The organism is Streptomyces bugieae (assembly GCF_036352915.1).
Taxonomy (GTDB): domain Bacteria; phylum Actinomycetota; class Actinomycetes; order Streptomycetales; family Streptomycetaceae; genus Streptomyces; species Streptomyces endophytica.
The window spans coordinates 1-25,000 of sequence record NZ_JAZBJP010000012.1 but is presented as its reverse complement, the minus strand read 5'-3'; the positions used below and the strand labels follow the sequence as shown (position 1 = coordinate 25,000).

Below are 25,000 nucleotides of genomic sequence, written 5' to 3'. Positions count from 1 at the left end.
AACCATGGGGTGGGTTTTCTGCGTCGCCCGCCGCTCACCTGCGCACTTGCCGTAAATCGGGCTCGGTACCGGGACTGGACGACCCGACCTTCCGTCCATTAATCTGCTATCACTTTGCTAGACCAGCGACATCATCGAATGCGGCGGACATCACGCGCCGCATCGGGAGAAACGGGGATCTTCATGTCCGACCAGCCCACGGCCGACCACCTCACCGGCCCCACCCCCGGCGACGACCTCGCCGTAACCGCCCCCGAGCTGCCCCGCCCGCAGATCCGCGAGGTCAGGGCGCACAGCATCGCGGGTGGGCTCGCCCTGCTGCTGACCGTGCTCGGCGTGGCTCTGGGCGTCGGCGCGATCGCCGTCGGCGGCTTCCTCGCCGACGGCGGCAACAAGGCGGCCGGCATACCGCTGATCCTCGCCGGCGCCGCGATCCTGCTCGGCTCGCTCTTCTGCATGACCGGCGTGAAGATGGTCGCGCCCGGCGAGGCCCGGGTCATCCAGCTCTTCGGGCGGTACGTCGGCACCATCCGCACCGACGGCCTGCGCTGGGTCAACCCGCTGACCACGGCCCGCAGCATCTCCACCCGGGTGCGCAACCACGAGACCGCGGTCCTGAAGGTCAACGACGCCTACGGCAACCCGATCGAGCTGGCCTCGGTCGTGGTCTGGCAGGTGGAGGACACCGCCCAGGCACTGTTCGAGGTCGACGACTTCCTGGAGTTCGTCGCCACCCAGACCGAGGCGGCGGTCCGGCACATCGCGATCGAGTACCCCTATGACGCGCACGACGAGGACGCCCTGTCGCTGCGCGGCAACGCCGAGGAGATCACCGAGAAGCTCGCCCTGGAGCTGACCGCGCGGGTCCAGGCGGCCGGCGTGCGGATCATCGAGTCCCGCTTCAGCCACCTCGCCTACGCTCCCGAGATCGCCTCGGCGATGCTCCAGCGCCAGCAGGCCGGCGCGGTGGTCGCGGCCCGCCAGCAGATCGTCGAGGGCGCGGTCGGCATGGTGGAGCAGGCGCTGGTGCGGATCAGCGAGCAGGGCATCGTCGAACTGGACGAGGAACGGAAGGCTGCCATGGTCAGCAATCTGATGGTGGTGCTGTGCGGCGACCGGGCCGCCCAGCCGGTACTGAACACGGGCTCGCTGTACCAGTGAGTGCGAAGAACCCGGGGGAGGCCGGCGCCGAAGGCGGACGGCCCCCCGCGCGACGGCCGCAGCAGCGCAAGCAGGTGCTGCTGCGGCTGGACCCGTTGATCCATGACGCGCTGGCCCGCTGGGCGGACGACGAACTGCGCAGCGCCAACGCGCAGATCGAGTTCCTGCTCCGCAAGGCGCTCTCCGAGGCGGGGCGGCTGCCCCGGGGCGCGGGGGCGATCCCGCGCCGGGGCCGCCCGCCGAAGAAGCCGGACGACCAGCGGTAACGCCACGCGCCGCGACGGGCGGCCCCCGCCCCCTCCGTCTATACACCCCACGTATACACCCCACGTATACACTGCCGGTACACTCCCGGATAAGGTGGTCGGCATGTCAATCGGTCATACGCTGCTGGGCCTTCTGGAGTCCGGCCCCCGCCACGGCTACGACCTCAAGCGGGCCTTCGACGCGCACTTCGGCCAGGACCGCCCGCTGCACTACGGGCAGGTCTACTCCACGATGTCCCGGCTGCTGAAGAACGGCCTGGTCGAGGTGGACGCCGTGGAGCCCGGCGCCGGCCCGGAGCGCAAGCGGTACGCGATCACCAACGCCGGCGTCACCGATGTCGCGCAGTGGCTGGCCCGCCCGGAGAAGCCCGAGCCGTACCTGCAGTCGACGCTCTACACCAAGATCGTCCTGGCCCTGCTGACCGACCGCGACGCCGCCGAACTCCTCGACACCCAGCGCGCCGAGCACCTGCGGCTGATGCGCGGACTGACCGAGCGCAAGCGCACCGGCGACCTCGCCGACCAGCTGATCTGTGACCACGCGCTGTTCCATCTGGAGGCCGATCTGCGCTGGCTGGAGCTGACCGCCGCCCGGCTCGGCAAACTGGCGGAAGCGGTCCGGGCGTGACGCCCGAGGGATCAACCCTGCTCGACACCCCGGTCACCGTCGACTGGCCGGCCGTCCTCGCCACATCGTCGTGCGGGACGCACACGGCCGGTTCTGCCTACGATGATGGCCTCGATACCAGCCACTAGGAGGCGCCATGTCTGCCGCAGCGGTCGAGCCCCCCTGCGACGGCAAGTCCCCGCTGCTCAGAGAAGCGGAGCGGCTCGCCGAAAGGCTTCCCGGCTACCGCATCGAGATCATCGGGGGAACCATCACCGTGACGCCACCGCCTGACGGGCCCCACGGGGAATCCCTGTCCGACCTCCTCATGGCCTTCGCGCCCCTGCACGCCAAAGAGTCGAAGGTCATCCAGGGAATCGGCATCTGGCTTCCCGACGGCCCCGACGATTACGCGGTACCGGATCTCGCAGTGGTGGATGCCGACTACCGCCGCCATCACATCGCGGAGAACTGCTACGACCCAGCGGTCTTTCGTCTGGTCCTCGAGGTCACTTCGTCCAACTACCAAAACGACCTCAAGAAGAAGGTCGGCGCCTACGCCATCGCCAAGGTCCCCGTGTATGTGATCGTCGACCGGAAGCACGACCGTCTTCACGTCTTGCAGGACCCCGTCGCCAACGAATACGACAAGCACCGCGTCCATGCCCGTGGCGAGCACGTCGCACTCCCCGGGTCCATCGGCACCGACATCACCCTCGACGTCGAGGCAATCCTCGAAACCGCCCGCCCCTGACCCTCACCGCTTCACGATCCGCACCGGCAGCCCCCGCAGCGCACCCCGCAGGGCCTCCGCGAACTGCTCGAATTCGTCCTGGCGGGCCGCGCCCGTGCGCATGGCCAGGGCGATCCGGCGGGACGGGGCCGGGTCGGCGAAGTAGCCGGTGGTGAGCTGGTCGTTGCGGCCGGTCTCGACGCGGAGGGCGGTGCGCGGCAGGAGGGTCACGCCGAGGCCGCCGGCCACGAGTTGAACGAGGGTGGAGAGGCCCGCCGCGCTCGTCGTGACCGGGGTGTTCTCGTCGCGGCCGGCCTCCCGGCAGATGTCCAGGGCCTGGTCGCGCAGGCAGTGGCCCTCGTCGAGCAGCAGCAGGTCGAGTTCCTGGAGCGCCTGGCGGGGGATGTCGGCGCGGCCGCCGAGCCAGTGCTCCTTGGGCGCGACGAGCACGAAGTCCTCGTCGAAGAGCGGGAGTTCGGTGACCTGGGGGACGCCGAGCGGGACGGCGAGCAGGAGCAGATCGAGGCGTCCGTGCGCCAGGCCGTCGAGCAGCGACGCGGTCTGTTCCTCGTGGACCTGGAGGTCGAGGTCGGGGTAGGTCTCGTGGACCAGGCGGAGCACGGCCGGGAGGAGGTACGGCGCCACGGTCGGGATGACGCCGAGCCGGAGGACGCCGGTGAAGGGCGCGCGGGCCGCCTCGGCCTCCTCCATCAGGTCGCCGACGGCCTCCAGGACCGTACGGGCCCGGGCCGCCACCCGCTCCCCCGCGGGCGACAGCAGCACCTTGCGCGTCGTACGCTCCAGCAGCTGCACCCCGAGGGCCTCCTCCAGCGCGGAGACCGCGCCGGACAGCGCGGGCTGGCTCATGCCGATCTCGGCCGCCGCCTCGCGGAAATGCAGCTGCTCGGCCACCGCCGCGAATGCCCGCAGCTGGGCCAGGCTGGGCTGGCGGGGCCGTCCGTTCTGACTGGCTGGTGACGCCACTGATAACCACCTCCGATCAACATCCACCAGTCTAGCTATTTCCCTGATCAATAGCTCTTGTGGCACTGTGAGTTCCGTCCAAGCCTCAAGGAAAGACCCAAAAGGGACTTTCTACGCAACAAGGAGAGCGCGTGCTCACTGTCGGTGACAAGTTCCCCGAGTTCGACCTGACTGCCTGTGTCTCGCTGGAGAAGGGCAAGGAGTTCGAGCAGATCAACCACAAGACCTACGAGGGCAAGTGGAAGATCGTCTTCGCGTGGCCCAAGGACTTCACCTTCGTGTGCCCGACCGAGATCGCCGCGTTCGGCAAGCTGAACGAGGAGTTCGCCGACCGTGACGCGCAGGTTCTCGGCTTCTCCGGCGACTCCGAGTTCGTGCACCACGCCTGGCGCAAGGACCACCCGGACCTGACCGACCTGCCCTTCCCGATGCTCGCCGACTCGAAGCACGAGCTCATGCGCGACCTCGGCATCGAGGGCGAGGACGGCTTCGCGCAGCGCGCCGTCTTCATCGTCGACCAGAACAACGAGATCCAGTTCACGATGGTGACCGCCGGCTCCGTCGGCCGTAACCCCAAGGAGGTCCTGCGGGTCCTCGACGCCCTCCAGACGGACGAGCTGTGCCCGTGCAACTGGAGCAAGGGCGAGGACACCCTGGACCCGGTCGCGCTGCTGGCTGGTGAGTGAGACCCATGGCCCTCGATGACCTGAAGTCCGCGGTCCCGGACTACGCCAAGGACCTCAAGCTGAACCTCGGTTCGGTGATCGGCAACAGCGACCTTCCGCAGCAGCAGCTGTGGGGCACGGTCCTGGCCTGCGCGATCGCCTCCCGTTCGCCGAAGGTGCTGCGCGAGCTGGAGCCCGAGGCGAAGGCGAACCTCTCCGCCGAGGCGTACACCGCCGCCAAGTCGGCCGCCGCCATCATGGCGATGAACAACGTCTTCTACCGGACCCGGCACCTGCTGTCGGACCCGGAGTACGGCAACCTGCGCGCCGGCCTGCGGATGAACGTCATCGGCAACCCGGGCGTCGACAAGGTCGACTTCGAGCTGTGGTCGCTGGCCGTCTCGGCCATCAACGGCTGCGGTATGTGCCTGGACTCGCACGAGCAGGTGCTGCGCAAGGCCGGTGTGGAGCGCGAGACGATCCAGGAGGCGGTCAAGATCGCCTCCGTCCTGCAGGCCGTCGGCGCCACCCTGGACGCCGAGGCCGCACTCGCCGAGTGACCCGGTAGCCGTACGGCGCCCGAAACACGCAGAACCCCGCGGACGTTCCGTCGTCCGCGGGGTTCTCGCGTTGCCGGGTGCTATCCCCGGTCCTCCTCGTCGTCGCTCCGGGTCCGCCGGACCGGCGGCGGGGTCGGTGCCACCCCGATCGCGGTGGCACCGCGCGGGGCCACCGACATCCGCAACGCCTGCTCCCGGGAGTACGAGCGCAGATACCCGACGACCGTGTTGGTGACCGCCACCAGGGGCACGGCGACGACCGCACCGCCGATCCCGGCGATCAGTCCGCCGGCCGCGACCGAGAGGATCACCGCGAGCGGGTGGACCCGGACCGCCCGGCCCAGGATGAACGGCTGCAGCACATGGCCCTCGATCTGCTGCACGGCCAGCACCACCGCCAGCACCATCAACCCCGTGAACACGCCCTGGGTGACCAGCGCGACCACGCACGCCAGCGCGCCCGAGACCACCGCCCCGACCAGCGGGATGAAGGCGAAGAGGAAGATGAAGACGGCGAGCGGGACGGCCAGCGGCACATTGAGGAAGTACAGCCCGATGCCGATGAAGATGGCGTCGATGAGCGCCACGATGACCGTGCCGCGCACATAGGCGGTCAGGGTGCGCCAGGCCCGCGGCCCGGCGCCCGCCACGCCCTCCCGGGCCGCGCCCGGGACGAGCTTGAGCACCCACTCCCAGATCCGCCGCCCGTCGTAGAGCAGGAACAGGGTGGTGAACATGGCCAGCAGGATGCCGGTGAAGACCTCCAGGACGACGGTGACGCCCTCCAGGCCGGCCGAGGTGATCGCCTCGGTGTTGGCGCCGATCGCGTCCTGCAGGTTCTTGGCGATGCTGTTGATCTGACTCTCGGTCACATGGAACGGGCTCTTCAGCAGCCAGCCCTTGAGCTCGCTGATGCCCTCCTGGATGCGGCTGGAGACCGAGTCGATGTTGTCCTGGACCTGCCACACCACGAACCAGCCGACCAGGCCCATGATCACGAAGCCGCCGATGAAGGTCAGCGCGGTGGCCGGCCCGCGCGGCAGCCCGCGCCGCCGCAGCCAGCCGACCGTCGGCTGGAGCAGCGCGGTGATCAGCATCGCCGCGATGAAGGACAGCACGACCAATTGGATGCTGGTGATCACCTGCGCCAGCACCCAGAGCGTGGCGGCCAGCACCAGCAGCCGCCAGCCCGCCTCCGCGGCGACCCGTACGCCCCACGGCACGGCGTCGACCGGATCGGGCCGGGCCGCCACGGCCGGCGCGTACGAGGGCGGCGCGGGCACGGAGTCCGGCACCCGCGGGGCGGCCGGCGGCGCGCTCTCCGCGGCCGTGCCCGGATGCGGTACGCCGTCCCCGGCCGCCGGCAGCTGCGTACGGGGCACAGCGAGCGTGGCAACCGACCCGGCGGGCACCGGCGTCACCGTGTGCTCGCCGCGCCTCAGCTCGTCCGGGTCACCCGCTTCCGCCGCGGCGGCCTCGGCGCGGCGGCGCTGTTCCTCCAGCCGCTGCGAGAGCCGCGTCAGACCGGCGCCGAGGCCACCGACCCACTGAGGCAATCTGGACATCTGCCTTCCTCTTCCCCTCCCGTGCGCCACGTTTGACGGGCACGACGTTACCCGTGCGCGACGCACGAAACCCCCGACGCGGTGCGTTCGGGGGTTTCGAGAGGCGCTGAGTGCGGCCGATGGGCCTAGTACCAGCTGTTCGCCTGCCAGAACGACCAGGCGCCGCAGGGGCTGCCGTAGCGGTCGTTCATGTAGTTCAGGCCCCACTTGATCTGGGTCGCCGGGTTCGTCTGCCAGTCGGAGCCCGCAGAGGCCATCTTCGAGCCGGGCAGCGCCTGGACGAGGCCGTAGGCGCCCGAGCCGGCGTTGGTGGCGCGGTAGTTCCAGCCGGACTCGTGGTCCACGATGTTGCTGAAGCACTGGAACTGGTCGCCGGCCATCATCTGGCGCGCGATGGCCTGCGTCTCCGCGATGGTGTACGAGCTCTTGCCGACCAGGTCGCCGAGGTCGGTGCGCGAGGAGGAGCGGGACGCGGCCAGCTCCTTCTTCTTGCGCGCGTCGGCTTCCTTCTTGGCCTGCTGGTCCGCGGCGTCCTTCTTGCTCTGCGCAGTCTCCGCGGCGGCCTTGCGCGCGGCCTCCTGTGCAGACTTGAGGGCCGACGCGTCCGCCTGGGTGGACGCGTCGTCCGCCTGCTGCGTCAGGGAAGCCGTCTGCACCTGGGCCTGGGCGCCCGCGGGGATGTCGGCAATGGTCGTCGCATCGGCAGCGGTGGCCTCGGCGTTGACCGTGGCGGGCTGCCCTGCAGCGACGCCGACGACGGCGCCGACGGTGGTGACCGCGGTGGCGGATGCCACGGCGAATCCCCGGACCGAGATCCGGCTCACACGTTTTCCTTCCAGCGTCGCCCGCTTAGGTGACCTCGCGGACGCAATCGTGCCCCTGGCGCTGGTCTCCCCTTGTTCCGGGCCCTGTTGAGCGGGCGGGACCGGCTGGTCACGGGAGGCACTGGCCCGGTACGTCCCCCTCGGGGTCCGCGTGGTGCTCGGGCGGCATACGGCTACTCACTATGAAGTTCGGTTGTTCTGCACCGCTGGGGGTGCGGATGCCGTATGCGGGGCCTGACAGGACCCAGACTCTGCCCGAACGACACACCGGGAATCAATTCCCGGCCGGGTGTGAAAGCTCACACCTCGTTTACCCCTGGGTATTTTCGGATATCGGCGCACAGCAGAACGCCGCCCGGCTAAGCTCCTTCGCTTCGCCGGGCGGCGCCGCTTCACAGCGGGTCAGATCCGGACAACTGGCCCGATCCAGGCGGTTGTCCAGGTCGGACGGGTCAGACCCTGCCGTCCTCCAGCATTTCGGTCACCAGTGCCGCAATCGGCGACCGTTCCGAGCGGTTCAGGGTGACATGGGCGAAAAGCGGATGTCCTTTCAGCTTCTCGACGACCGCGACCACTCCGTCGTAGCGCCCGACCCGGAGGTTGTCCCGCTGGGCGACGTCATGGGTGAGCACGACCCGGGAGTTGGCCCCGATACGGGACAGAACCGTCAAAAGGACATTGCGCTCCAGGGACTGGGCCTCGTCCACGATGACGAACGCGTCGTGCAGCGACCGCCCGCGGATGTGGGTCAGCGGCAGCACCTCCAACATGCCGCGGCCCACCACCTCTTCGATGACGTCCTTGGTGGTCACCGCGGACAGCGTGTCGAAGACGGCCTGCGCCCAGGGGCTCATCTTCTCCGCCTCGCTGCCCGGCAGATAGCCCAGCTCCTGCCCGCCGACCGCGTACAGCGGGCGGAACACCATCACCTTGCGGTGCTGCCGGCGCTCCAGCACCGCCTCCAGGCCCGCGCACAGCGCCAGCGCCGACTTGCCGGTGCCGGCCCGCCCGCCCATCGACACGATGCCGACGTCCGGGTCGAGCAGCAGGTCCAGCGCGATCCGCTGTTCGGCGCTGCGCCCGTGGATGCCGAACGCCTCCCGGTCGCCCCGGACCAGCCGGACCGTGCCGTCCGCGGTGACCCGGCCGAGCGCCTTGCCCCGCTCGGACTGCAGCACCAGGCCGGTGTGCACCGGCAGCCCGGCCGCCTCCGGTACGTACGCGGTCTCGGCGGAGAACAGGTCGTCGACCTGGTCGGCGGGGACGGTCACCTCGGCCATCCCGGTCCACCCGGAGTCGGTGATGGCGAGTTCGGCGCGGTACTCCTCGGCCAGCAGGCCCACCGAGGACGCCTTGATGCGCATCGGCAGGTCCTTGGAGACGACCGTGACGTCGAACCCCTCGGCCTGGAGGTTGCGGGCGACGGCGAGGATCCGCGAGTCGTTGTCACCCAGCCGGCTGTGCCCGTTGATGAAGCCCGGGGGCAGGATGCCGGTGTCGGAGTGGTTCAGTTCGACCCGCAGCGTCCCGCCGAGCTCTCCGATGGGGATGGGCGAGTCCAGCCGCCCGTGCTGCACCCGGTACTCGTCCAGCCGGCGCAGCGCCTGCCGGGCGAAGTAGCCGAGCTCGGGATGGTGCCGCTTGGCCTCCAGTTCCGTGACCACCACGACCGGCAGCACGACCTCGTGCTCGTCGAAGCGGGCCATGGCGCCTGGATCGGCCAGCAACACACTGGTGTCGAGGACATAAGTGCGCCGGTCGTTGTCACGGCGCTGCTTGCTGTTCACCACGGGTGGACGAACCCCCTCGGATGAGGTTGGGGTGCGACGGCGTCGCGGGGCGATGTGCTCCCGGGGACGTGGTGCGCCCAGCGGCTGCTGGGCAGCGTCCTTGGGACCCCCGGCCATCTCATGACCGGACCGGGCTCAGGCCACGATGCACGGGCCGAGCGCCGGCCCCTCGCGTCGCCCGTGCGGTGCGCACGGCTCTCCGTGATGTGCAAAGGGCCTCCCGGGCGGACGGCCCCATGCCGTCCGCTGAGATGCGGCGCCCGATGGCTTGTTCCGGACGCCGACCTGGATGGGATATTCCCTCGAACCCCCGTCGCCATGCCACGGCATATGACGCACGGTCGATGAACCTTTGGTTACGCGTGATCGCTCCCCCGGGCCGGCCGGAACGAGGGGTGCGAGGGGGGCCGACCGGGTGGTTCCCGGCGGAGTCGACGTCAGAAAAGCCCCCGCCGGGGCCCGTTCGGGGCCGGCGGGGGCTTCGTCGCGATGACGGTGCTGCCTGCTAGAAGCCGTAGCGGCGGTGCCGGGCCGCGTAGTCGCGCAGCGCGCGCAGGAAGTCAACCTTCCGGAACGCCGGCCAGAAGACCTCGCAGAAGTAGTACTCCGAATGGGCGCTCTGCCAGAGCATGAAGCCCGACAGCCGCTGCTCGCCGCTGGTCCGGATCACCAGGTCCGGGTCGGGCTGGCCGCGGGTGTAGAGGTGCTCCGAGATCAGGTCGATGTCGACGATCTCGGCCAGTTCCTCGAAGGAGGTGCCGCGTTCGGCGTGCTCCAGCAGCAGCGAGCGCACCGCGTCCGCGATCTCCTGCCGGCCGCCGTAGCCGACCGCGACGTTGACCAGGATGCCCTTGTTGTCGAGGGTGGTCGCCTCGGCCTCCTTGAGGACCGTCTGGGTGGCCTCGGGCAGCAGGTCACGGTTGCCGACGTGGTGCACCCGCCAGCGGCCGTCGGCGGCCAGGTCCCGCACGGTGTTCTCGATGATGCCCAGCAGCGGCTTCAGCTCGGCCTCGGGCCGGTCGAGGTTGTCCGTCGACAGCAGCCAGAGCGTGACGACCTCCACATCGGTCTCCGCGCACCAGCCGAGCAGCTCACTGATCTTGGCCGCGCCTGCCTGGTGGCCCTGCTCGGTCGTCCGCCCGTCGGCCCGCGCCCAGCGCCGGTTGCCGTCGAGGATGACGCCGATGTGCTTGGGCACCTGGGTGTGATCCAGGCGACCCTCCACCCGCCGCGCGTAAAGCCGGTAAACCAGATTCCGCAGTGCAGGCGGATACGGGATGCGCATCCCGGAAGATCGCAGCATGTATGGTCCAGCCCCTCCGTGCCAATGGCGGTCGCCCCGTCGCCTCAAGTGGGCAACTTTAACTTCTCGGCTGTCGAGACAGCCCCATCAGGTAGGTCACAGGTACGTGATAGGGAGATGAGCATGACTGGCACCGACTACCGCGCCGCGGATTCCCGCTACGACTCGATGAAGTACCGGCGAACGGGCCGCAGCGGACTCAAACTCCCCGCTATCTCCCTTGGACTGTGGCACAACTTCGGGGACGACCGCACCCTGAGCTCCCAGCGGGCCATCCTGCGTCGCGCCTTCGACCTGGGTGTCACCCACTTCGATCTGGCCAACAACTACGGCCCGCCGCCCGGCTCCGCGGAGCTGAACTTCGGAAAGATCTTCGCGCAGGACTTCCGCGGCTACCGCGACGAGATGATTCTCTCCACGAAGGCCGGATATCTGATGCATCCGGGCCCCTACGGCGAATGGGGTTCGCGGAAATATCTCCTCTCGTCGTTGGATGCGTCACTGAAGCGGATGGGTGTCGATTACGTCGATATCTTCTACTCGCACCGCTTCGATCCGGACACCCCGCTGGAAGAGACGATGGGCGCGCTGGCCTCCGCCGTCCAGCAGGGCAAGGCGCTCTACGTCGGCGTCTCCTCCTACAACGCCGAGCAGACCCGGGACGCCGCCCGCATACTGCGCGAGATGGGCGTACGGCCGCTGATCCACCAGCCCTCGTACTCGATGATCAACCGCTGGACCGAGGACGACCTGCTGCTGGACACCCTCGAGGACGAGGGCATGGGCTGCATCTCCTTCGCGCCGCTGGCCCAGGGCATGCTCACGGACAAGTACCTCAACGGCATCCCCGAGGGCTCACGCGCCTCCCAGGGCAAGTCCCTGGACCCGAACCTGCTCTCCGAGGAGGTCCTCCGCCGGCTGCGCGGCCTCAACGAGATCGCCGGCCGGCGCGGGCAGTCGCTGGCCCAGTTGGCCCTGGGCTGGGTGCTGCGCGACGAGCGGATGACCTCCGCGCTGATCGGCGCCAGCAGCGTCGCCCAGCTGGAGGCCAATGTCGCGGCCCTCGACGCCCCGGCCCTCACGGACGCCGAGCTCGCCGAGATCGATCAGTTCGCCACCACCACGGACGGGGTCAACATCTGGGCCCGCCGGGGCTGACCCGGGCCGGCGGGCCGGGCCCGGAGCGCCGGTTTCCGGCCATCTCCGCGGCGGCCCGTACGCCCTCCCGCGGGCCGCAAAGAAAAGCGGGCCGGTCCGTGGGGGGGATACGGACCGGCCCGAGGGGGGGTTTCCACCATAACCCCGCGGAAGGGGTGCTGTGTGCACCGGCGCGCGCGGCGGCGTGGCTCGGGCGCGGCGACGGGGGCGGAAAGCGGGCCGTACGCCCCTGCGCCCGCGCAGGCGTACGGGCCCCGAGACGCCCCGGCGGGCGGGGTCAGCGGGCCGCCAGCGCGGCCGGCAACAGGCCGCAGAACGCCCCGGCGATCAGGAAAGGCCCCAGTGGCACGGCGGTTTTCCGGGCGCCGCGCCGGACGATCAGCAGCCCGGCGCCGTAGAGCCCGCCCAGCAGCACCCCGGCGGCACCGCCGGTGACCAGGGTGCGCCAGCCGTACCACCCAAGGGCGACCCCCAGTCCGAGCGCCAGCTTGACGTCACCCAGTCCGAGTCCCGCCGGGTTGACGAGGTGCAGGATCAGGTAGCAGGCGGCGAGGACGAGACCGGCCAGGAGGGCGCGCCACCAGGCGCCGGGGTCGCCGGTGAACCGGCCGGCGAGGCCCAGTGCCGCCGCGAGGACGGCGGCCAGCGGCAGGGTCAGCACGTCCGGCAGCCGCCGCACCCGCCAGTCGACGATCACCAGCAGCACCGCGGCCGGCGCCGCCAGCAGCCAGGCGGCGAGTTCCGGCCGCGGACCGGTGGCCGCCGCCAGGGCCGCGCAGACCAGCGCGGTGACCGCCGCGGTCGGCACCCCGGCGGGCCCGTACGCCCCGCAGGCCGGGCAGCGCCCCGGCCCCAGCCAGCCGCGGGCCGCGCCGGTGATCGGGTGTCCCCCGGGGCACGTGGCGCGCCACTCCTCCTCGGGGGCTACGGCCATCCGGTGGGCGGGCCGGGGTATGAGCAGCCCGGCCGCGGCCCCGTAGGCGGCGGCGAGCACCATCAGCGTCACTGGCACGCGTCGACCCTACGGGGCCTCTCCCCCGGCACGCCGGGAGCTGATAGAACGCGGGGCATGGCGCGTTGGAGGAACGGACCGGGGATGCTGTACGGCGCGGACCGTGCGGTGCCGGTGGAGATCGCGGCCTCGTACCGGGCCCGCGCCCGCGGCCTGCTGGGCCGTGACGGTATCGAGGGGGCGCTGTTGCTGACCCCGGCGAGCGGGGTGCACACCTTCCGGATGCGGTTCGCCATCGACGTGGCCTATCTGGGCCGGGACTTCAGGGTGCTGGCGGTCCGCACCATGCCGCCGGGCCGTCTGGGCCGCCCGCGGTGGCGCGCCCGGCACGTCCTGGAGGCGGCGGCCGGTGCGATGTCGGACTGGGGCCTGCGCCCGGGGATGCGGCTGCGCGTCGAGCCGACGCCCGCGCCGGAGGCCGCCGGGCGCTGACCCGCGTTCCGCCGGCCATGACCCGTCGGACCGGCCCCAGGTCACTGCCGCCAGTCGGCCACCAGCGCCAGCAGTCCGGGGAAGCGCGCCTGGAGGTCGTCCACCCGGACGTGGCTGCGCCGCTCCAGCCCGTACTGCCGCTGCCGGATCAGACCGGCCTCCCGCAGTGTGCGGAAGTGGTGGGTGAGCGAGGACTTGGGCCGGTCCAGGCCGAACCAGCCGCAGGTGTGGTCGAACTCCTCGGACTCCAGCAGCAGCGTGCGCACGATGTGCATCCGCAGCGGATCGCTGAGCGCGCCCATGACGGCCTCCAGCCGCAGCGCGTCCCGCGCCGGTTCGGGCAGCGGTTCGGGCGCACCGGCCGGCACCGGTCGCTGCGTTCGCTCGGTCCAGGCACGTGGGGTGGACGACATCCGGCGCTCCTCCGATTCGGGGCGGTCGGGCGGCAGTTGGCGGGCGGCCGCTTCACCGCCCCTGCACAGCCCACTTCGCAGTACGACTTGCATCGTACTGCGAGATGGCTGTACGAATCTCCTCGTACTGCTTGTACGACTCCACTCGTACAGGCCGGATGAGGAGGGGACACCCATGCCCGGAACACCCACCGCGCGGCCCGAGGCCAGGCCCGCCGCGAGCCCGGCGCCGGCCGCGGCCACCGCCCTACCGCCCGTACGGGAGGTCTGGTTCGCCGCCTGGCCGGTGGTCGCGATCTTCGTGCTGTCGAACGCGGCGATGCCGCTGTACGCGGTCTGGCAGCGCCAACTCGGCTTCAGCTCGGGCACGTTGACGCTGGTCTACGCCGCGTACGTGGTCGGCCTGCTGGGCGCGCTGCTGGTGGCGGGCGTCGCCTCGGACCGGCTGGGCCGCAAGCCGGTGCTGGTCCCGGCGCTGCTGCTGGCCCTCGTCGCCTGCCTCGTCTACGCCACCGCACCCTCGGTGGCCGCGCTCGCCCTCGCCCGGTTGCTGACCGGCGTGGCCACCGGCGCCGCCGTCTCGGCCGGGATGGCCGCGGTCACCGACCTGGCCGCCGGCCGCCGGATCGGCCCGCTGCTGGCCTCCACCGCCATGGTGCTGGGCGCGGGGATCGGCCCCGTACTGGCCGGGGTGCTGTCGGAGACCGCGCCCGCGCCGACCGTCACGGTCTTCGTCGTCGAGGGTGTCCTGCTGGTCACGGCGCTGGCGGCGGTGGTCCGGATGCCGCTGCCGGCGCGCGGCGGGACGGCCGGCACCGCGCCGGGCGCCTGGGTGCGGCTGCCCGCCGTCCCGCGCGCCAACCGCCGTCATCTCGCCCTGGGACTGGCCGCGTTCGCCCCGGGCATCAGCGCCACCGCGTTCGTCCTGTCGCTCGGCCCGTCGCTGCTCGCCGGGCTGCTCGGTACGACCGACCGCGCGCTGGCGGGCGGGCTGGCGCTGGCGATGTTCCTGTCCGCCACCGGCGTGCAGTTCGCGCTGCGCCGCCTCGCGGTCCGTACGGTCCTGCTGGCTTCCGGCGCGGCCACCGTCACCGGCACGCTCGCCCTGGTCACCGCGGTCCGCACCGGCACCCTGGCGCCGCTGGTCGTCGCGGTGTTGCTGGCCGGGGCGGGCCAGGGCGCGGGCCAGCTGGGCGGGCTGACCCTGCTGAGCCGCGAGGTCCCGGCGGCCCGCCGCGCGGAGGCCAACGCCGCGCTGAACGCGGGCGGTTACCTCCTGGCGGGCGTCCTGCCGGTCGCCGACGGCTACCTCAGCGACGCCATCGGCCTGCCGGCGGCCGCCACCACCTTCGGCCTCGCGGTCGCCGCGCTGGCCGCGGGGGGTGCGGTGCTGGTGGCGCTACGGGGCGGACAGGCGCGATAACGGGAGGGCGGTACGGGCACCCGGCCCGCACCGCCCCCGAACCGTGCGCTCAGAACCCGCTCATCGCCGCGTCCGCCACGCCTTCCAGTGCCGCGCGACCGAGCCCGGCCCGGGCCGAGACCCGCAGCCCGCCGATCGTGGCGATGAGGAGGTGGGCGAGCGTGCCGGCGTCCGTCCGCGGGGTGATGTCGCCGGCCCGCTGTCCCGATTCGATCATCGCCCGGACCGCCGCCAGCCGTACGCCGTAGTCCCGTTCCAGCGCGGCCGCGACCGAGGGGTCGTGCGCCGACACCTCGATGCAGGTGTTGACGACCAGGCAGCCGCGGCCGTCCGCACCGGCCGCGCACTCGTCGTCGATCGTCCGCTGGAACAGCGCGCGGACCTTCTCCCGGGCCGGCAGCTCGCTCTCCAGCAGCTCGTCCATCTCGGCGTTCTTGCGCTCCATGTAACGGGCCAGGGCGCGTTCGAACAGGTCGTGCTTGCTCTTGAAGGTGTTGTAGATGCTGCTGCGTCCCAGCCCGGTGGCGTCACAGAGGTCCTGGGTGGACGTCGCCTCGTAGCCGGTGATCCAGAACGCTTCCATCGCGGCGTCCAGCGCCCGGTCCTCGTCGAACTGCCTGGGGCGCGCCATGACACCAACGTAGCACGATTTGAATCGCTCGATCCAATATTGTCCGGACGGCCCCTGCGGGCGGCTTGCCGCCCCCCGTCCCCGAGTGATCACCTGCGCGGCATGAACGCACCCCCTCCCGTCCTCGCCAATCCGGGCCGGCGGCTGCTCGCCGTCGTGATCGACGCGGTGATCGCCGCCGTCGCGCTGTCCGTCATATCGGCCGCCGTCGGCGTGGTCGTGACGGTCGGCGGCTCGGCGGACAACGGGCAAGCTGATCTGCGGTCTGACCGTGGTCCGGGTGGCCGACGGCCGCCGGCTGCCCTACGGGCAACTACGCCCCGCCGGGCGGCTATCCGCCCCCGGCGCCCGTCCCGCCCCCGGTTACGAACCCGCCCGCGGGAAGCTGACCTCGACCCTGCGGTTCTTCTTGCGGCCTTCCTCGGTGCTGTTGTCCGCGATCGGGTACTGCTCGCCGTAGCCGCGGATCTGGAAGGCGACCTCCGAGCCCAGGTCCTTGGCCAGCTCCTCCTGGACGGCGGTGGCCCGCTTCTTGGACAGCACCAGGCCGTGGCTCGCCGAGCCGAGGTTGTCGGTGAACCCGAAGACCCGCAGGCTGGTGGCGTGCTGCTTCCTGACCTCGTCGGCGATGGCGCCGATCCGGGACAGCGCGTCCGAGGTCAGCTCGGCGCTGTCCTTCCCGAACAGCACCTCGGCCTGCAGCGCGAACGTCACGTTGTCGTTGGTGTCCTGCCGCCGCTCCGAGCCGTCGTCGGTCTCCACGATCGACTTGATGTTGAGCACCTTGGCCGGCGCCAGCTTGGCCCCCTGCACCATCCGCAGATCGGGGTCGTGAGGGTCGATGCGGACCGGCGGGCCGGAGTCCTCGGTCACCCCCGGCGGATCGGCATGGGCCGGAGGTGCCGACAACGCGGCGGCCAGCAGCAGCGCGACGGCGGCCGTGACGGCGCTACGGGGCACCCGGCGCGAACGCGGGGAAACGGGCACGGGGTTCACGGTCATCGGGCGGCCCGCTCAGTCCGTGATCTGCACGGTCGCCGGCGGCATGGTCGGCAGCTGGAAGTCGACCTCGGTCACCTTGGCCGGTGGCGCCGGGAACTGCGCGAATATCGGGCGGCTCGCGCCCGGCATCAGCCCGCTCAGGCCCGTCGTGCACAGGCACTCGCCGTTGGTGTCCCGCAGCACCAGATAGCGCTTCTTTCCCGCCTTGTCGACGAGGGTGGCGCCCGAGATGGACGAACGGGACCGCAGCTCGGTCTCGTTGGAGCGCCAGTCGATGGCGTTGAAGGCGCGGCTGCCGTGGTTGGTGACCGTGCCGTTGACGGTGACGAAGCCCCCGGAGTCGCGGACCACGGAGTTCAGGGTGACCACGACGCCGTCCGGGCCCTTCATCTCGCCGATCACCTTGCTGGAGTCGGCCGCCGGGGTGCCGGGGCCGCCGTCCTTGGGCGTGCTGCTGCGGGCCGGCGGCTTCTTGTCGTCCGCCCGCGCGCCGCCGTCCCCGCCGCCACCGCAGCCGGCCACGACGAGAGCCAGGCCGACAGCGCTCGCCATGGCGACCGCTCCCCTGGCGGCCTTCGTGGTGCGCCGAATGCTCATTGGATGCGATTCCTTCGATCGTCGGGTGCCCGGTGCGGGTCGGTGTGGTGGTCGGCGGGCGGTCAGTGGGCCAGCCGTACGGAGAAGAGGTCGGAGGCGTGGGGGAGGTGCGTCAGGTCGCCGGCGTCGAGGGTCCATTCCTTGCCGTCGCAGGTGATCGTGACGGGGGCGGGCCCGGGGTCCTCCTTGCCGCCGCCCTTGCCCCCTCCCCCGCCCTTGCCGCCCTTGCCGCCCTTGCCGTCCTTCCCACCGCCGTCGTCGCTCCCGGCGGGTGCGGGGGCGCAGCGCGGGCCGACCACCGAGGTCGCCTCGGCCGACGCGTGTTTGCCCGCGGTGCCGGGGATGACCGAAGCCCCCACGGTGTTCCGGGTCCGGACGGTCACCGCGAACGAGGTCGGCCAGGAGTCCGGCACGCAGCCGGAGACCTCGGCGTCGTTGCGTCCGGCGAACCAGTCCGCGCTCTCGCAGGCCGTCCCGGAGGGGACACCGCGCCCGCTCAGCAGGTCCTCCCAGGCGGCCTTGTCGCTCTCGTAGCTGCCGTCGCGGACGCCGTCGAGCACGCCCTTGGCCAGCAGGTCGCGGTACTTCTGCCCGGCGGCGAGCGCGGCCGCGTCGGCGGCGGTCTGGGCGCCGTTGCGGGTGGCCGCCGCCTGCCCGACGGCGAAGAAGGCGAGCGCGAGGAAGAGCAGGCCCGCGACCGCCACGAGGTAGAGCGGGAAGGCCTGCCCGGCGTCACGCGCGCCGCGGCGCGGTTCGGCGACCGTCATGGCGGTGGCGGCCCGGGGCCCTAGATGCCGACGACGTCGGAGATCTTGTTGGCGATGGCGTTGGCGATCTGGCTGCCGAAGTCCGTGGTCGACAGGACCAGGACGATCGCCACGACCACCGCGATGATGCCGAGGTACTCGATCGAGGTCTGTCCCCGGTCGTTCCCCAAAAACCGCTTCGCCATCGTCTTCCCCTCCATGGGCGGCCGCACCGCTCTGGTCCGGCTGGTCTGCCCCCGTGGTGTCGGCGCGGTCGGCCGCGCTCATGACACCAGAAAAGTACGCCGGAACGGTGTTCCCCGGACAGGGATTCCGTACCCAATCCTCTATCGGGGACACGGGCGGAAGATACAACGGCGCGTTTCGGCCACTGCTGCGCACCTCGTCCACCCCCGTTCCCCCTCCGGACCGCGTCCCGCGCCGATGCCCATGCGGACCGGCCGGCCTCCCCGCGTCCGAGCACGGTGGTGACCGCCGGTCCACCCACTGTGACACAACTCGTTGCTGTTGCGAAGGCGTTGACGGGAATGCGGGCGGTGCACCGTACGCATCCGGCCGGGCCCGGCACGGCATCCCGGCCACCGCCGTGCGCCCGGACCGCCCGCTTCCCGCGGCGCCGCGCGGGTGCGCCCTCACTCTCCCATCAGCGAGCCGAAGTTGGTGCCCGAGCCGAGGAAGAAACCCGCGATGAGCAGGATCATCGTCGCCGGCACCATGAACGTGGTGACGACCATGGTGGCCTTGGGAACGGCTCGGGCGGCGCGCCGGCGGGCGTTCTGGGCGTCGGTCCGGCGCATGTCGTTGGCGATCTGGATGAGGGTGTCGACGATGGGCGAGCCGAGCTCCTCCCCCTGCTGGAGGGCGGTGACGAACTGGGCGACCTGTTCCGAGTCGTTGCGTTTGCGCAGTTCCTCGAAGGCGGCGCGGCGGCTGACCCCCATGTCCATCTGCCGCAGGGTGATCCGGAGTTCATCGGCCCACGGGCCTTCGTATTTGTCCGCGACCCGGTCGAGGGCCTGGCGGAAACTCAGCCCGGCGCTCACGACGACCGCGAGCACGTCCAGGAAGTCCGGCAGGGTCCGCTCGATCGTGTCCTTGCGCTGGCGGATCGCGGCCCAGATGCCGACCTCGTTCCAGAAGAGGCCGAAGAGCACCATCAGGACGCCGAGAACCGGCTGACCGCGCAGGAACATCACCAGCGCGCCGATGAAGCCGAGGGCGCCGTAGACGGCACGGCGGGCGGCGTAGCGGTCGACGGTGAGGCCGCCCGGGTTGCCCGCCAGGTCGATCCGGCGGCGGATGCGGGCGGTGCGCTTGTCGCCCATCAGGCGCAGGACGAGCGGGGCGTAGCGCATGCCGAGGCGGTCCACGGCCGAGCCGACGGCCGTCGTCCGGGTCGCGCCGACCTCCAGGGACAGCGCCAGGTCGGGCGGCAGCCGGGCCTCGCGGCGGTAGAGGGCCACACCGCAGCAGATGCCGACGACCGAGAGGGCGAAGGCCGCGGCCAGCAGAATTCCGATTCCCATCCGGTTTCCCCTCCGGTCCCTCAGACGTCGATCTTGGACAGCCGGCGGATGAAGAAGAAGCCCAGACCGTAGAGGACGAAGGCGACGACGACCGCGAGCTGGCCGAGGAAGGAGGACGTCATGCGGTCGATGGCGCCGGGGGCGATGCGGTTCATCAACAGCAGGGTGCCGACGCCGAGGAGCGGGACGACGTAGGCGGTGACGGTGACCTGGGAGAGCTGGGTGCGGACCTCGCGACGGGTCTCCTTGCGCTCCTCCAGCGTCGTGGTGAGGTTGCGCAGCGAGCCGACGACGGTGCCGCCGGCGCGGTTGGAGAGGACCAGGGTGGTGACGAGGACCACCAGCTCGCGGGAGGGCAGGCGTTCGGCGAGTTCGCCCAGGGCCTCGTCGATGGAGTGGCCGACGGCGAGCTTCGCCGCCACCTTGGCCAGTTCCTCGCCGGCCGGGGCCTCCAGTTCCTCGGCGGCCATCCCCAGGGCCGTGCGCAGCGCCAGCCCGGCCTGGGTGGCGTTGGCCAGGATCCGGGAGAGTTCGGGGAGCTGGTTGATGAACTTCTCGATGCGTTTCTGGCGCTGCCAGTTGAGGAACGCGAAGGCCGCCCAGACGGCTACCAGGGCGGCGATCGGCCCGAAGAAGGGCGCCAGGACGGCGTGGGCGACCAGCCACAGGGCGACGACCGCGACGAGCATGCCGACGAAGAACTCGCCGGGGGTGACGTCCAGGCCGGTGGCGGCCAGCCGGAGTTCCAGGCGGCGGCCGAAGCGGGTGCCGCGCAGGGCGCGGTCCACGGACGGGAAGCGGCGGCGTTTCCCGGTCGCCGGCAGCCCGTGCTCGTCGGCGAGGCGGTCGACGACGGCCTGGCGCTGGGCCCGCCCGGCCGCGAAGGTGCGGACGCCGGCGACGGCGAGCACCGCGCACAGCAGCGTGGCCCCGATGGTGAGCTGGACGAGGGGGTTCATGGAGGCCGTGTCCAGCCCCCCGGCGGCAGTGGTCAGGGCCCAGCCGGTCATGAGGAGGCCTTCCGGGTGGCGAGTTGGTCGTCGGTGGCCGCCACCCCGAAGGCGGGCGGGGTGGGCTCGCTCGCCATGAAGAGGCGTTCGGCCACCCGTCGGGGCAGCGGGAAGTAGCGGAAGCGGCCGTGCACGATCCGGTCGGCGCCCATCGGTTCGGCGTCGAACCGGCAGACCGTCGCGATCCGGTAGTCCTCGTGGCCGCGCGAGTCGAGGATGGCGATCTCGCTGATCCGGCGGGAGCCGTCGGCGTGCCGGGTGAGCTGGACGATGCAGTCGACGGCGCTGTTGATCTGGTCCCGCAGCGCCTCGAAGGGAATCTTGACGTCCGACATGGAGGCCAGCGTCTGCAGCCGCATCAGGGCGTCCTCGGCGCTGTTGGCGTGCACGGTGGCGAGCGAGCCGTCGTGGCCGGTGGACATCGCCTGGAGCATGTCGAGGGTCTCCCCGCCGCGCACCTCGCCGACGATGATGCGGTCGGGGCGCATGCGCAGGGAGTTGCGTACGAGGTCGCGGATGGTGATCCGGCCCTTGCCCTCCACGTTGGGCGGCCGGGCCTCCAGCCGGATGACGTGGGTCTGCTGGAGCTGGAGTTCGGCGGCGTCCTCGACGGTGATGATCCGCTCGCCCTCCGGGATGAGGCCGGACAGGGCGTTGAGCAGGGTGGTCTTGCCGGCACCGGTGGCACCGGAGACCACCACGTTGAACTTGGCGCGCACCAGCCCGGCCAGCAGCATCAGCATCTGCTCGTCGAGCGTGCCCCTGCCGATGAGTTCGGCGAGGGTGTAGGCGCGCGGGAAGCGGCGGATGGTGAGCGTGGCGCCGTTCAGGGCGAGCGGCGGGATGATGACGTTGACGCGTTCCCCGGAGGGGAGGCGGGCGTCGACCATCGGATTGGACTCGTCGACGCGGCGGTTGACGGTGGAGACGATCCGCTCGATGGTCTGCATCAGCTGTTCGTGCGAGGCGAAGCGGACCGGGACGAGTTCGACCCGGCCGGCGCGTTCGACGTAGACCTGGTCCGGCCCGTTGACCATGATCTCGGTGATCGAGGCGTCTTCCAGCAGCGGTTCCAGCACGCCCAGGCCCAGCGCCTCGTCGACCACCCGGCGGATCAGCTGGGCCCGTTCGGCGGTGGAGAGCACCGGGCCCTCGCGGCTGATGATGTGGCCGAGCACGCGCTCCAGCCGGGACCGGCGCTCGGCCGCGGCCAGCGACGACATCTCGGCGAGGTCGATCTCCTCCAGCAGCTTGGCGCGGTAGGTGGCGACCAAGTGGCTGTCGTGGCGCGGCTCGCCGGCCGGCTCGGGCGCGACGATCCGGGCTTTCAGGCTCATCGCGGGAGTGCTCCTTCGTACGTGCTCGCCGCCGCCGCGCCCTGCGCGCCGGCGTCGGCGGGGCGGGGCATGGTGGCGCTGCGGCTGGCGGAGCCGAAGTCGTCGACGCCGGGGATGATCGAGGGGATCGTGACCCGGGCCGTGGCGCTGACCGCGTCGCCGCCCTCGCTGACCGAGATCGTCGCGCGGTCGGCGACCCAGCCGCTCATCGCGGCCCGGCCGGCGGACCGCGGATCGGTCTCGCGGTCGGCCCGGTCCATCGAGGCGGTACGGGCCGCGGCGCGCGCACCGGTGCCGGCCTGCTGGACGGTGTAGGCCGCCAGGCCGAGTTGGACCACGGCCAGCGCGACGACCAGCAGGATCGGCAGGAAGCCGAGGAACTCGATGGAGACCTGACCGCGGTCGCGGCGGTGGCGGAGCCTCCGGGCGGGACCGCGGAACGCTCCCGGGGCCGCGGCGGCACGACGGGACACGGCTCCGGGGCGGCGTACCGTCCTCATCGGCTGTCCTCCTTCGCGGCGCCGGCCGAGCCGGTGATGTGCCCCGGGAAGCTGGCCACGCCGGGGAAGAGCACCGGGACGCTGATCCGGACGGTGGCCTTCCACAGGCCGGCCTCGGTGGTGCAGGAGGCCGAGGAACCCGCCTGCCAGGCGGGCGGCAGCTGGTCCTCGGCGGCGGTGCGGCAGGCGCCGGCGCCGCCGTCCCGGGTGGCGGTGGCCGCCCGCGCGCCCCGGTCGGCGGCGTGCGCGGCGAGCGAGTAGGAGTACCCGACCAGCACGAACTGCCAGAGCAGCACGAGGACCAGCAGGATCAGCGGCAGCAGTCCCAGGAACTCCACGGAGACCTGTCCGCGGTCGTCGCCGCCCAGCGGGCGCCGCACCGCTCAGCCCTCCTCGTACGGGCCGGCCGGGTCGAACGGCCCGGGCCCGCCGGCCGCCGTCGCCTGCCCCCGCCGGACGCCGAACCGCCCGGCGCCCGACCCCGATCCCGACCCCGACGCGGCCCCGGAGGCCGCACCCGGACCCGTCCCGGAACCGGCAGCCGCCCCCGTCGTGAGCGCCTTGCGCTTGCGCCCCGTCAGCGACGGACGCGCCCGGTGGCTGCCCCGGCCCTGCCGCGCGGCCGGTGACTCGACCAGCCCCAGCTCACCGGCGAGCGCCCAGAGCGCCTGCTTGACCGTCGACCGGGCGTCCAGGTCCTGCATCCGGCCGGCGTCCACACACGGCTGGAGTTCCTTGTACGCCGCCGGGACGTGCGCCCGGGCCGTCCGGGTGCCGGTGGCCTTGGCGACCACCGGCGGCTGGATCTCGGTGCTGCGGGTGAGCCGGTTGACGACCGTGGTGGTGTCCTCGGCCTTGCGGATCTGCAGCCGGTCCCACAGCCGTACCTGCCGCTTGGCGGCCCGTACGGCCACCACGTCCGGGGTGGTCACGAGCAGGGCGACGTCGGCGAGTTCGACGGCCGCGGCGTTCGCCGACTGCATCTGGGAGCCGCAGTCGACCACCACGACCTCGTAGCGGGAGCGCAGTGCGCCGAGGATCTGCCGGGCCGCCCGGTCGTCGACCTCCTCGCCGCGCTCGCCCTCCTCCGGCGCCAGCAGCAGCGCCAGCCCGGTGTGGTGGTCGTGCACCGCGTCCTGCAGGACCCGTACGGACAGGTCCTGGATGCCGGCCAGGTCGACGACCGAGCGGCGGAACTGGACGTCCAGGTAGGAGGCGACGTCCCCGGACTGCAGGTCGAGGTCGACCAGCGCGACGCTGCGGCCCGCGGCCCGGGCGGCCAGCGCCAGTTGGACGGCGGCGACGGTGGTGCCGACCCCGCCCTTGGCACCGGTCACGGTCACCAGCCGGCCGGCCGGTCCGGGCCGCGCCTCCGGGTTTCCCCCCAGGTGCACCCGTACGCCGGCGGCCCACTGGGCGGCGGCCTGCACCCGGGCGGCCAACTCGTCGTAGCCGAGCGGCAGTCCGACGATGCCCCGGGCGCCGGCGTCCATCGCCGCGGAGAACAGCGCGGGCCCGGCGTCGGTGGTGATCAGGACGACGCCGACGGCGGGGAAGCGGAGCGCGATCTCCCGGATCAGCTCCAGCGCCGGTGTCGGCCCGATCCGCTCGTGGACCAGGACGACCTCGGGCAGCGCCGCGACGGCGGGGCCCGGACCGGTGTCCACGGCGGGCTGCGCCGCGGCCCCGGCCAGGGCGTCGAGCAGCGCGGTGCCGTCGGCGACCGCGGGCGCCGGCTCGGCGTCCGGCAGCTGGTTGAGCAGCGAGGTCACCGCGCGGGCGGCGTCCGGGTCGCCGATCGCCGGGAGGATGCGGATGGTCACCTGGGCCTCCGGGTCACTTGTCGCCGTCGAGGGTGTAGGTGCGCTGGCTCGGCGGGATGGTGGCCTCGCTGCCGGGCGCGAGCAGCGCCAGCCGTACGTGGGAGGCGAACGACTCGGCGTACGCGACCCGCTGGGCGTCCTGGGTGTTGAGCGCGAAGGTGATCGGCACGGCCTCGCCGGCCTGCCGGTTGGCCGCGTTCGTGTCGCCGGGGTCCTTGGCCTCCAGGGGCGTCAGCTTGCCGACGTCGATGACCTGGGCGCCGGCCACGATGACCTTGGAGACCGGCTTGTCCTCGGGGCGCTTGCCCTCGAAGGTGGCGTAGATGTTCACCCGGGCACCGGGGTTGATCTTGCCGGCCACACCGGTCGCGGCGTCGATCATGATGGCGATCTCCTGCTGCCCGGCCTTCAGCGCCGGCCGCTCGACGATCATGTCGTCCTGGAGCAGCGACCCCTTCTTCAGCGGGGTCACCGCGATCTTGCCGCTGACCCGGTCCAGATCGGTCACGGCGGTGGGCGGCAGCCAGCGCTGCGGCATCTTCACCTTCTCGAACTGCCCCGGATCCAGCGCTTTATAGGCCGCGACGTCCGTCTTCAGCCGGTACGCGGTCTTCTCGGGACCGACCTTGGACTCGACGTTCCTGATCACCGACAGCACGCCGACGAACGCGCCGACCGCACAGAGAACCGACAGGAGCAGCAGGATCACTCCGCGGCGCTGGCGTGAGTTCATGGGGGAGGGACCTCGATCGGGACGGGGGCGGGGGCGGGGCGGTCAGGTCGGCGGGGGCGGTTCGGGGCGGGCGGTCGGCCCGGTGGGCCGGTCGGTGGCCGCGGCCGGGTGTTCCGGCGAGGCCTGGGCGGTGCCGGCGGCGACGAGACCGGCCGAGGTCAGCACCGCGGCGGCCAGC

Annotated in this window: 28 protein-coding genes; 9 read left to right on the top strand and 19 right to left on the bottom strand. The window is 71.9% G+C overall.

Annotation, left to right across the window (positions count from 1 at the left end):
- Window positions 1–183 precede the first annotated feature (183 nt).
- The 4 genes from V2J85_RS20270 to V2J85_RS20255 all read left to right on the top strand — a co-directional run bounded on the left by V2J85_RS20270 (window position 184) and on the right by V2J85_RS20255 (window position 2,788).
- Window positions 184–1,161 (top strand): SPFH domain-containing protein, encoded by a 978-nt coding sequence (locus V2J85_RS20270; protein WP_261955918.1) that lies wholly within the window; start codon window positions 184–186, stop codon window positions 1,159–1,161.
- Window positions 1,158–1,427 (top strand): type II toxin-antitoxin system antitoxin, encoded by a 270-nt coding sequence (locus V2J85_RS20265; RefSeq protein WP_261955919.1) that lies wholly within the window; start codon window positions 1,158–1,160, stop codon window positions 1,425–1,427. Before V2J85_RS20270 ends, V2J85_RS20265 begins: the two co-directional genes overlap by 4 nt.
- 103 nt (window positions 1,428–1,530) lie before the next feature.
- Window positions 1,531–2,055 (top strand): PadR family transcriptional regulator, encoded by a 525-nt coding sequence (locus V2J85_RS20260; RefSeq protein ID WP_330822389.1) that lies wholly within the window; start codon window positions 1,531–1,533, stop codon window positions 2,053–2,055.
- Window positions 2,056–2,191: 136 nt separating this feature from the next.
- A complete protein-coding gene (locus V2J85_RS20255) occupies window positions 2,192–2,788 on the top strand; it encodes a Uma2 family endonuclease (protein ID WP_261955921.1) in 597 nt (198 codons plus the stop codon).
- 3 nt (window positions 2,789–2,791) lie between these two features.
- Here the strand turns inward: V2J85_RS20255 and V2J85_RS20250 are convergent, their stop codons facing one another.
- Window positions 2,792–3,751: a hydrogen peroxide-inducible genes activator gene (locus V2J85_RS20250; RefSeq protein ID WP_330822388.1), complete on the bottom strand. Its 960-nt coding sequence runs from the start codon at window positions 3,749–3,751 to the stop codon at window positions 2,792–2,794.
- Between the two features lie 131 nt (window positions 3,752–3,882).
- On the opposite strand from V2J85_RS20250, the gene V2J85_RS20245 reads away from it, so the two are divergent.
- Window positions 3,883–4,437: a peroxiredoxin gene (locus tag V2J85_RS20245; RefSeq protein ID WP_030800852.1), complete on the top strand. Its 555-nt coding sequence runs from the start codon at window positions 3,883–3,885 to the stop codon at window positions 4,435–4,437.
- 5 nt (window positions 4,438–4,442) lie between these two features.
- Window positions 4,443–4,976 carry an alkyl hydroperoxide reductase gene (locus V2J85_RS20240; protein WP_030412180.1) on the top strand — a complete coding sequence of 178 codons (534 nt, stop codon included), beginning with the start codon at window positions 4,443–4,445 and terminating at the stop codon, window positions 4,974–4,976.
- Window positions 4,977–5,056: 80 nt separating this feature from the next.
- On the opposite strand, the gene V2J85_RS20235 is transcribed toward V2J85_RS20240, so the two are convergent.
- The 4 genes from V2J85_RS20235 to V2J85_RS20220 form a co-directional block, all read right to left on the bottom strand.
- Complete coding sequence (locus tag V2J85_RS20235; protein WP_261955923.1) at window positions 5,057–6,541, bottom strand: AI-2E family transporter; 1,485 nt, start codon at window positions 6,539–6,541, stop codon at window positions 5,057–5,059.
- A gap of 125 nt (window positions 6,542–6,666) precedes the next feature.
- Window positions 6,667–7,365, bottom strand: a complete 699-nt coding sequence (locus tag V2J85_RS20230) for an aggregation-promoting factor C-terminal-like domain-containing protein (protein WP_261955924.1) — start codon at window positions 7,363–7,365, stop codon at window positions 6,667–6,669.
- 452 nt (window positions 7,366–7,817) lie between these two features.
- On the bottom strand, window positions 7,818–9,155 hold the full coding sequence (locus V2J85_RS20225; RefSeq protein ID WP_261955925.1) for a PhoH family protein: 1,338 nt from the start codon (window positions 9,153–9,155) through the stop codon (window positions 7,818–7,820).
- A 505-nt stretch (window positions 9,156–9,660) separates the two neighbouring features.
- Window positions 9,661–10,440, bottom strand: coding sequence for an isoprenyl transferase (locus V2J85_RS20220; protein WP_261957456.1), 780 nt, complete (start codon window positions 10,438–10,440; stop codon window positions 9,661–9,663).
- 141 nt (window positions 10,441–10,581) lie between these two features.
- Between V2J85_RS20220 and mgrA the strand changes: the two genes are divergently transcribed.
- Window positions 10,582–11,616: an L-glyceraldehyde 3-phosphate reductase gene (gene mgrA, locus V2J85_RS20215; RefSeq protein WP_261955926.1), complete on the top strand. Its 1,035-nt coding sequence runs from the start codon at window positions 10,582–10,584 to the stop codon at window positions 11,614–11,616.
- A 277-nt stretch (window positions 11,617–11,893) separates the two neighbouring features.
- On the opposite strand, the gene V2J85_RS20210 is transcribed toward mgrA, so the two are convergent.
- The gene (locus V2J85_RS20210; RefSeq protein WP_330822387.1) at window positions 11,894–12,628 is read right to left on the bottom strand and encodes an A24 family peptidase; all 735 of its coding nucleotides are present in this window, start codon (window positions 12,626–12,628) and stop codon (window positions 11,894–11,896) included.
- 57 nt (window positions 12,629–12,685) lie between these two features.
- Here V2J85_RS20210 and V2J85_RS20205 point away from each other — a divergent pair, with 57 nt between their 5' ends.
- Window positions 12,686–13,060 carry a DUF192 domain-containing protein gene (locus tag V2J85_RS20205; RefSeq protein WP_330822386.1) on the top strand — a complete coding sequence of 125 codons (375 nt, stop codon included), beginning with the start codon at window positions 12,686–12,688 and terminating at the stop codon, window positions 13,058–13,060.
- Between the two features lie 41 nt (window positions 13,061–13,101).
- On the opposite strand, the gene V2J85_RS20200 is transcribed toward V2J85_RS20205, so the two are convergent.
- Window positions 13,102–13,473 (bottom strand): helix-turn-helix domain-containing protein, encoded by a 372-nt coding sequence (locus V2J85_RS20200; protein WP_261955929.1) that lies wholly within the window; start codon window positions 13,471–13,473, stop codon window positions 13,102–13,104.
- Window positions 13,474–13,648: 175 nt separating this feature from the next.
- On the opposite strand from V2J85_RS20200, the gene V2J85_RS20195 reads away from it, so the two are divergent.
- On the top strand, window positions 13,649–14,896 hold the full coding sequence (locus tag V2J85_RS20195) for an MFS transporter (RefSeq protein ID WP_261955930.1): 1,248 nt from the start codon (window positions 13,649–13,651) through the stop codon (window positions 14,894–14,896).
- A 49-nt stretch (window positions 14,897–14,945) separates the two neighbouring features.
- On the opposite strand, the gene V2J85_RS20190 is transcribed toward V2J85_RS20195, so the two are convergent.
- From V2J85_RS20190 to cpaB, 12 genes are all read right to left on the bottom strand, one after another.
- Window positions 14,946–15,527, bottom strand: a complete 582-nt coding sequence (locus V2J85_RS20190) for a TetR/AcrR family transcriptional regulator (RefSeq protein ID WP_330822385.1) — start codon at window positions 15,525–15,527, stop codon at window positions 14,946–14,948.
- A 363-nt stretch (window positions 15,528–15,890) separates the two neighbouring features.
- Entirely contained in the window at window positions 15,891–16,529 is a 639-nt protein-coding gene (locus V2J85_RS20185; RefSeq protein WP_410011275.1) for an OmpA family protein, read from the bottom strand.
- 12 nt (window positions 16,530–16,541) lie between these two features.
- Window positions 16,542–17,126 (bottom strand): hypothetical protein, encoded by a 585-nt coding sequence (locus tag V2J85_RS20180; protein WP_261955934.1) that lies wholly within the window; start codon window positions 17,124–17,126, stop codon window positions 16,542–16,544.
- Window positions 17,127–17,188: 62 nt separating this feature from the next.
- A complete protein-coding gene (locus tag V2J85_RS20175; RefSeq protein WP_330822384.1) occupies window positions 17,189–17,893 on the bottom strand; it encodes a pilus assembly protein TadG-related protein in 705 nt (234 codons plus the stop codon).
- 20 nt (window positions 17,894–17,913) lie between these two features.
- Window positions 17,914–18,078, bottom strand: a complete 165-nt coding sequence (locus V2J85_RS20170; RefSeq protein WP_006603411.1) for a hypothetical protein — start codon at window positions 18,076–18,078, stop codon at window positions 17,914–17,916.
- Between the two features lie 447 nt (window positions 18,079–18,525).
- Entirely contained in the window at window positions 18,526–19,419 is an 894-nt protein-coding gene (locus V2J85_RS20165) for a type II secretion system F family protein (protein WP_261955936.1), read from the bottom strand.
- Window positions 19,420–19,439: 20 nt separating this feature from the next.
- Window positions 19,440–20,378 carry a type II secretion system F family protein gene (locus tag V2J85_RS20160; RefSeq protein WP_261957457.1) on the bottom strand — a complete coding sequence of 313 codons (939 nt, stop codon included), beginning with the start codon at window positions 20,376–20,378 and terminating at the stop codon, window positions 19,440–19,442.
- Between the two features lie 47 nt (window positions 20,379–20,425).
- On the bottom strand, window positions 20,426–21,766 hold the full coding sequence (locus tag V2J85_RS20155) for a TadA family conjugal transfer-associated ATPase (RefSeq protein WP_261955937.1): 1,341 nt from the start codon (window positions 21,764–21,766) through the stop codon (window positions 20,426–20,428).
- Window positions 21,763–22,266 (bottom strand): pilus assembly protein, encoded by a 504-nt coding sequence (locus V2J85_RS20150; protein WP_261955938.1) that lies wholly within the window; start codon window positions 22,264–22,266, stop codon window positions 21,763–21,765. Before V2J85_RS20150 ends, V2J85_RS20155 begins: the two co-directional genes overlap by 4 nt.
- Entirely contained in the window at window positions 22,263–22,646 is a 384-nt protein-coding gene (locus V2J85_RS20145; protein ID WP_261955939.1) for a TadE/TadG family type IV pilus assembly protein, read from the bottom strand. Before V2J85_RS20145 ends, V2J85_RS20150 begins: the two co-directional genes overlap by 4 nt.
- 3 nt (window positions 22,647–22,649) lie before the next feature.
- On the bottom strand, window positions 22,650–24,089 hold the full coding sequence (locus V2J85_RS20140) for a CpaE/TadZ family protein (protein WP_261955940.1): 1,440 nt from the start codon (window positions 24,087–24,089) through the stop codon (window positions 22,650–22,652).
- A 13-nt stretch (window positions 24,090–24,102) separates the two neighbouring features.
- Window positions 24,103–24,822 (bottom strand): Flp pilus assembly protein CpaB, encoded by a 720-nt coding sequence (gene cpaB, locus V2J85_RS20135; RefSeq protein WP_261955941.1) that lies wholly within the window; start codon window positions 24,820–24,822, stop codon window positions 24,103–24,105.
- Window positions 24,823–25,000 lie beyond the last annotated feature (178 nt).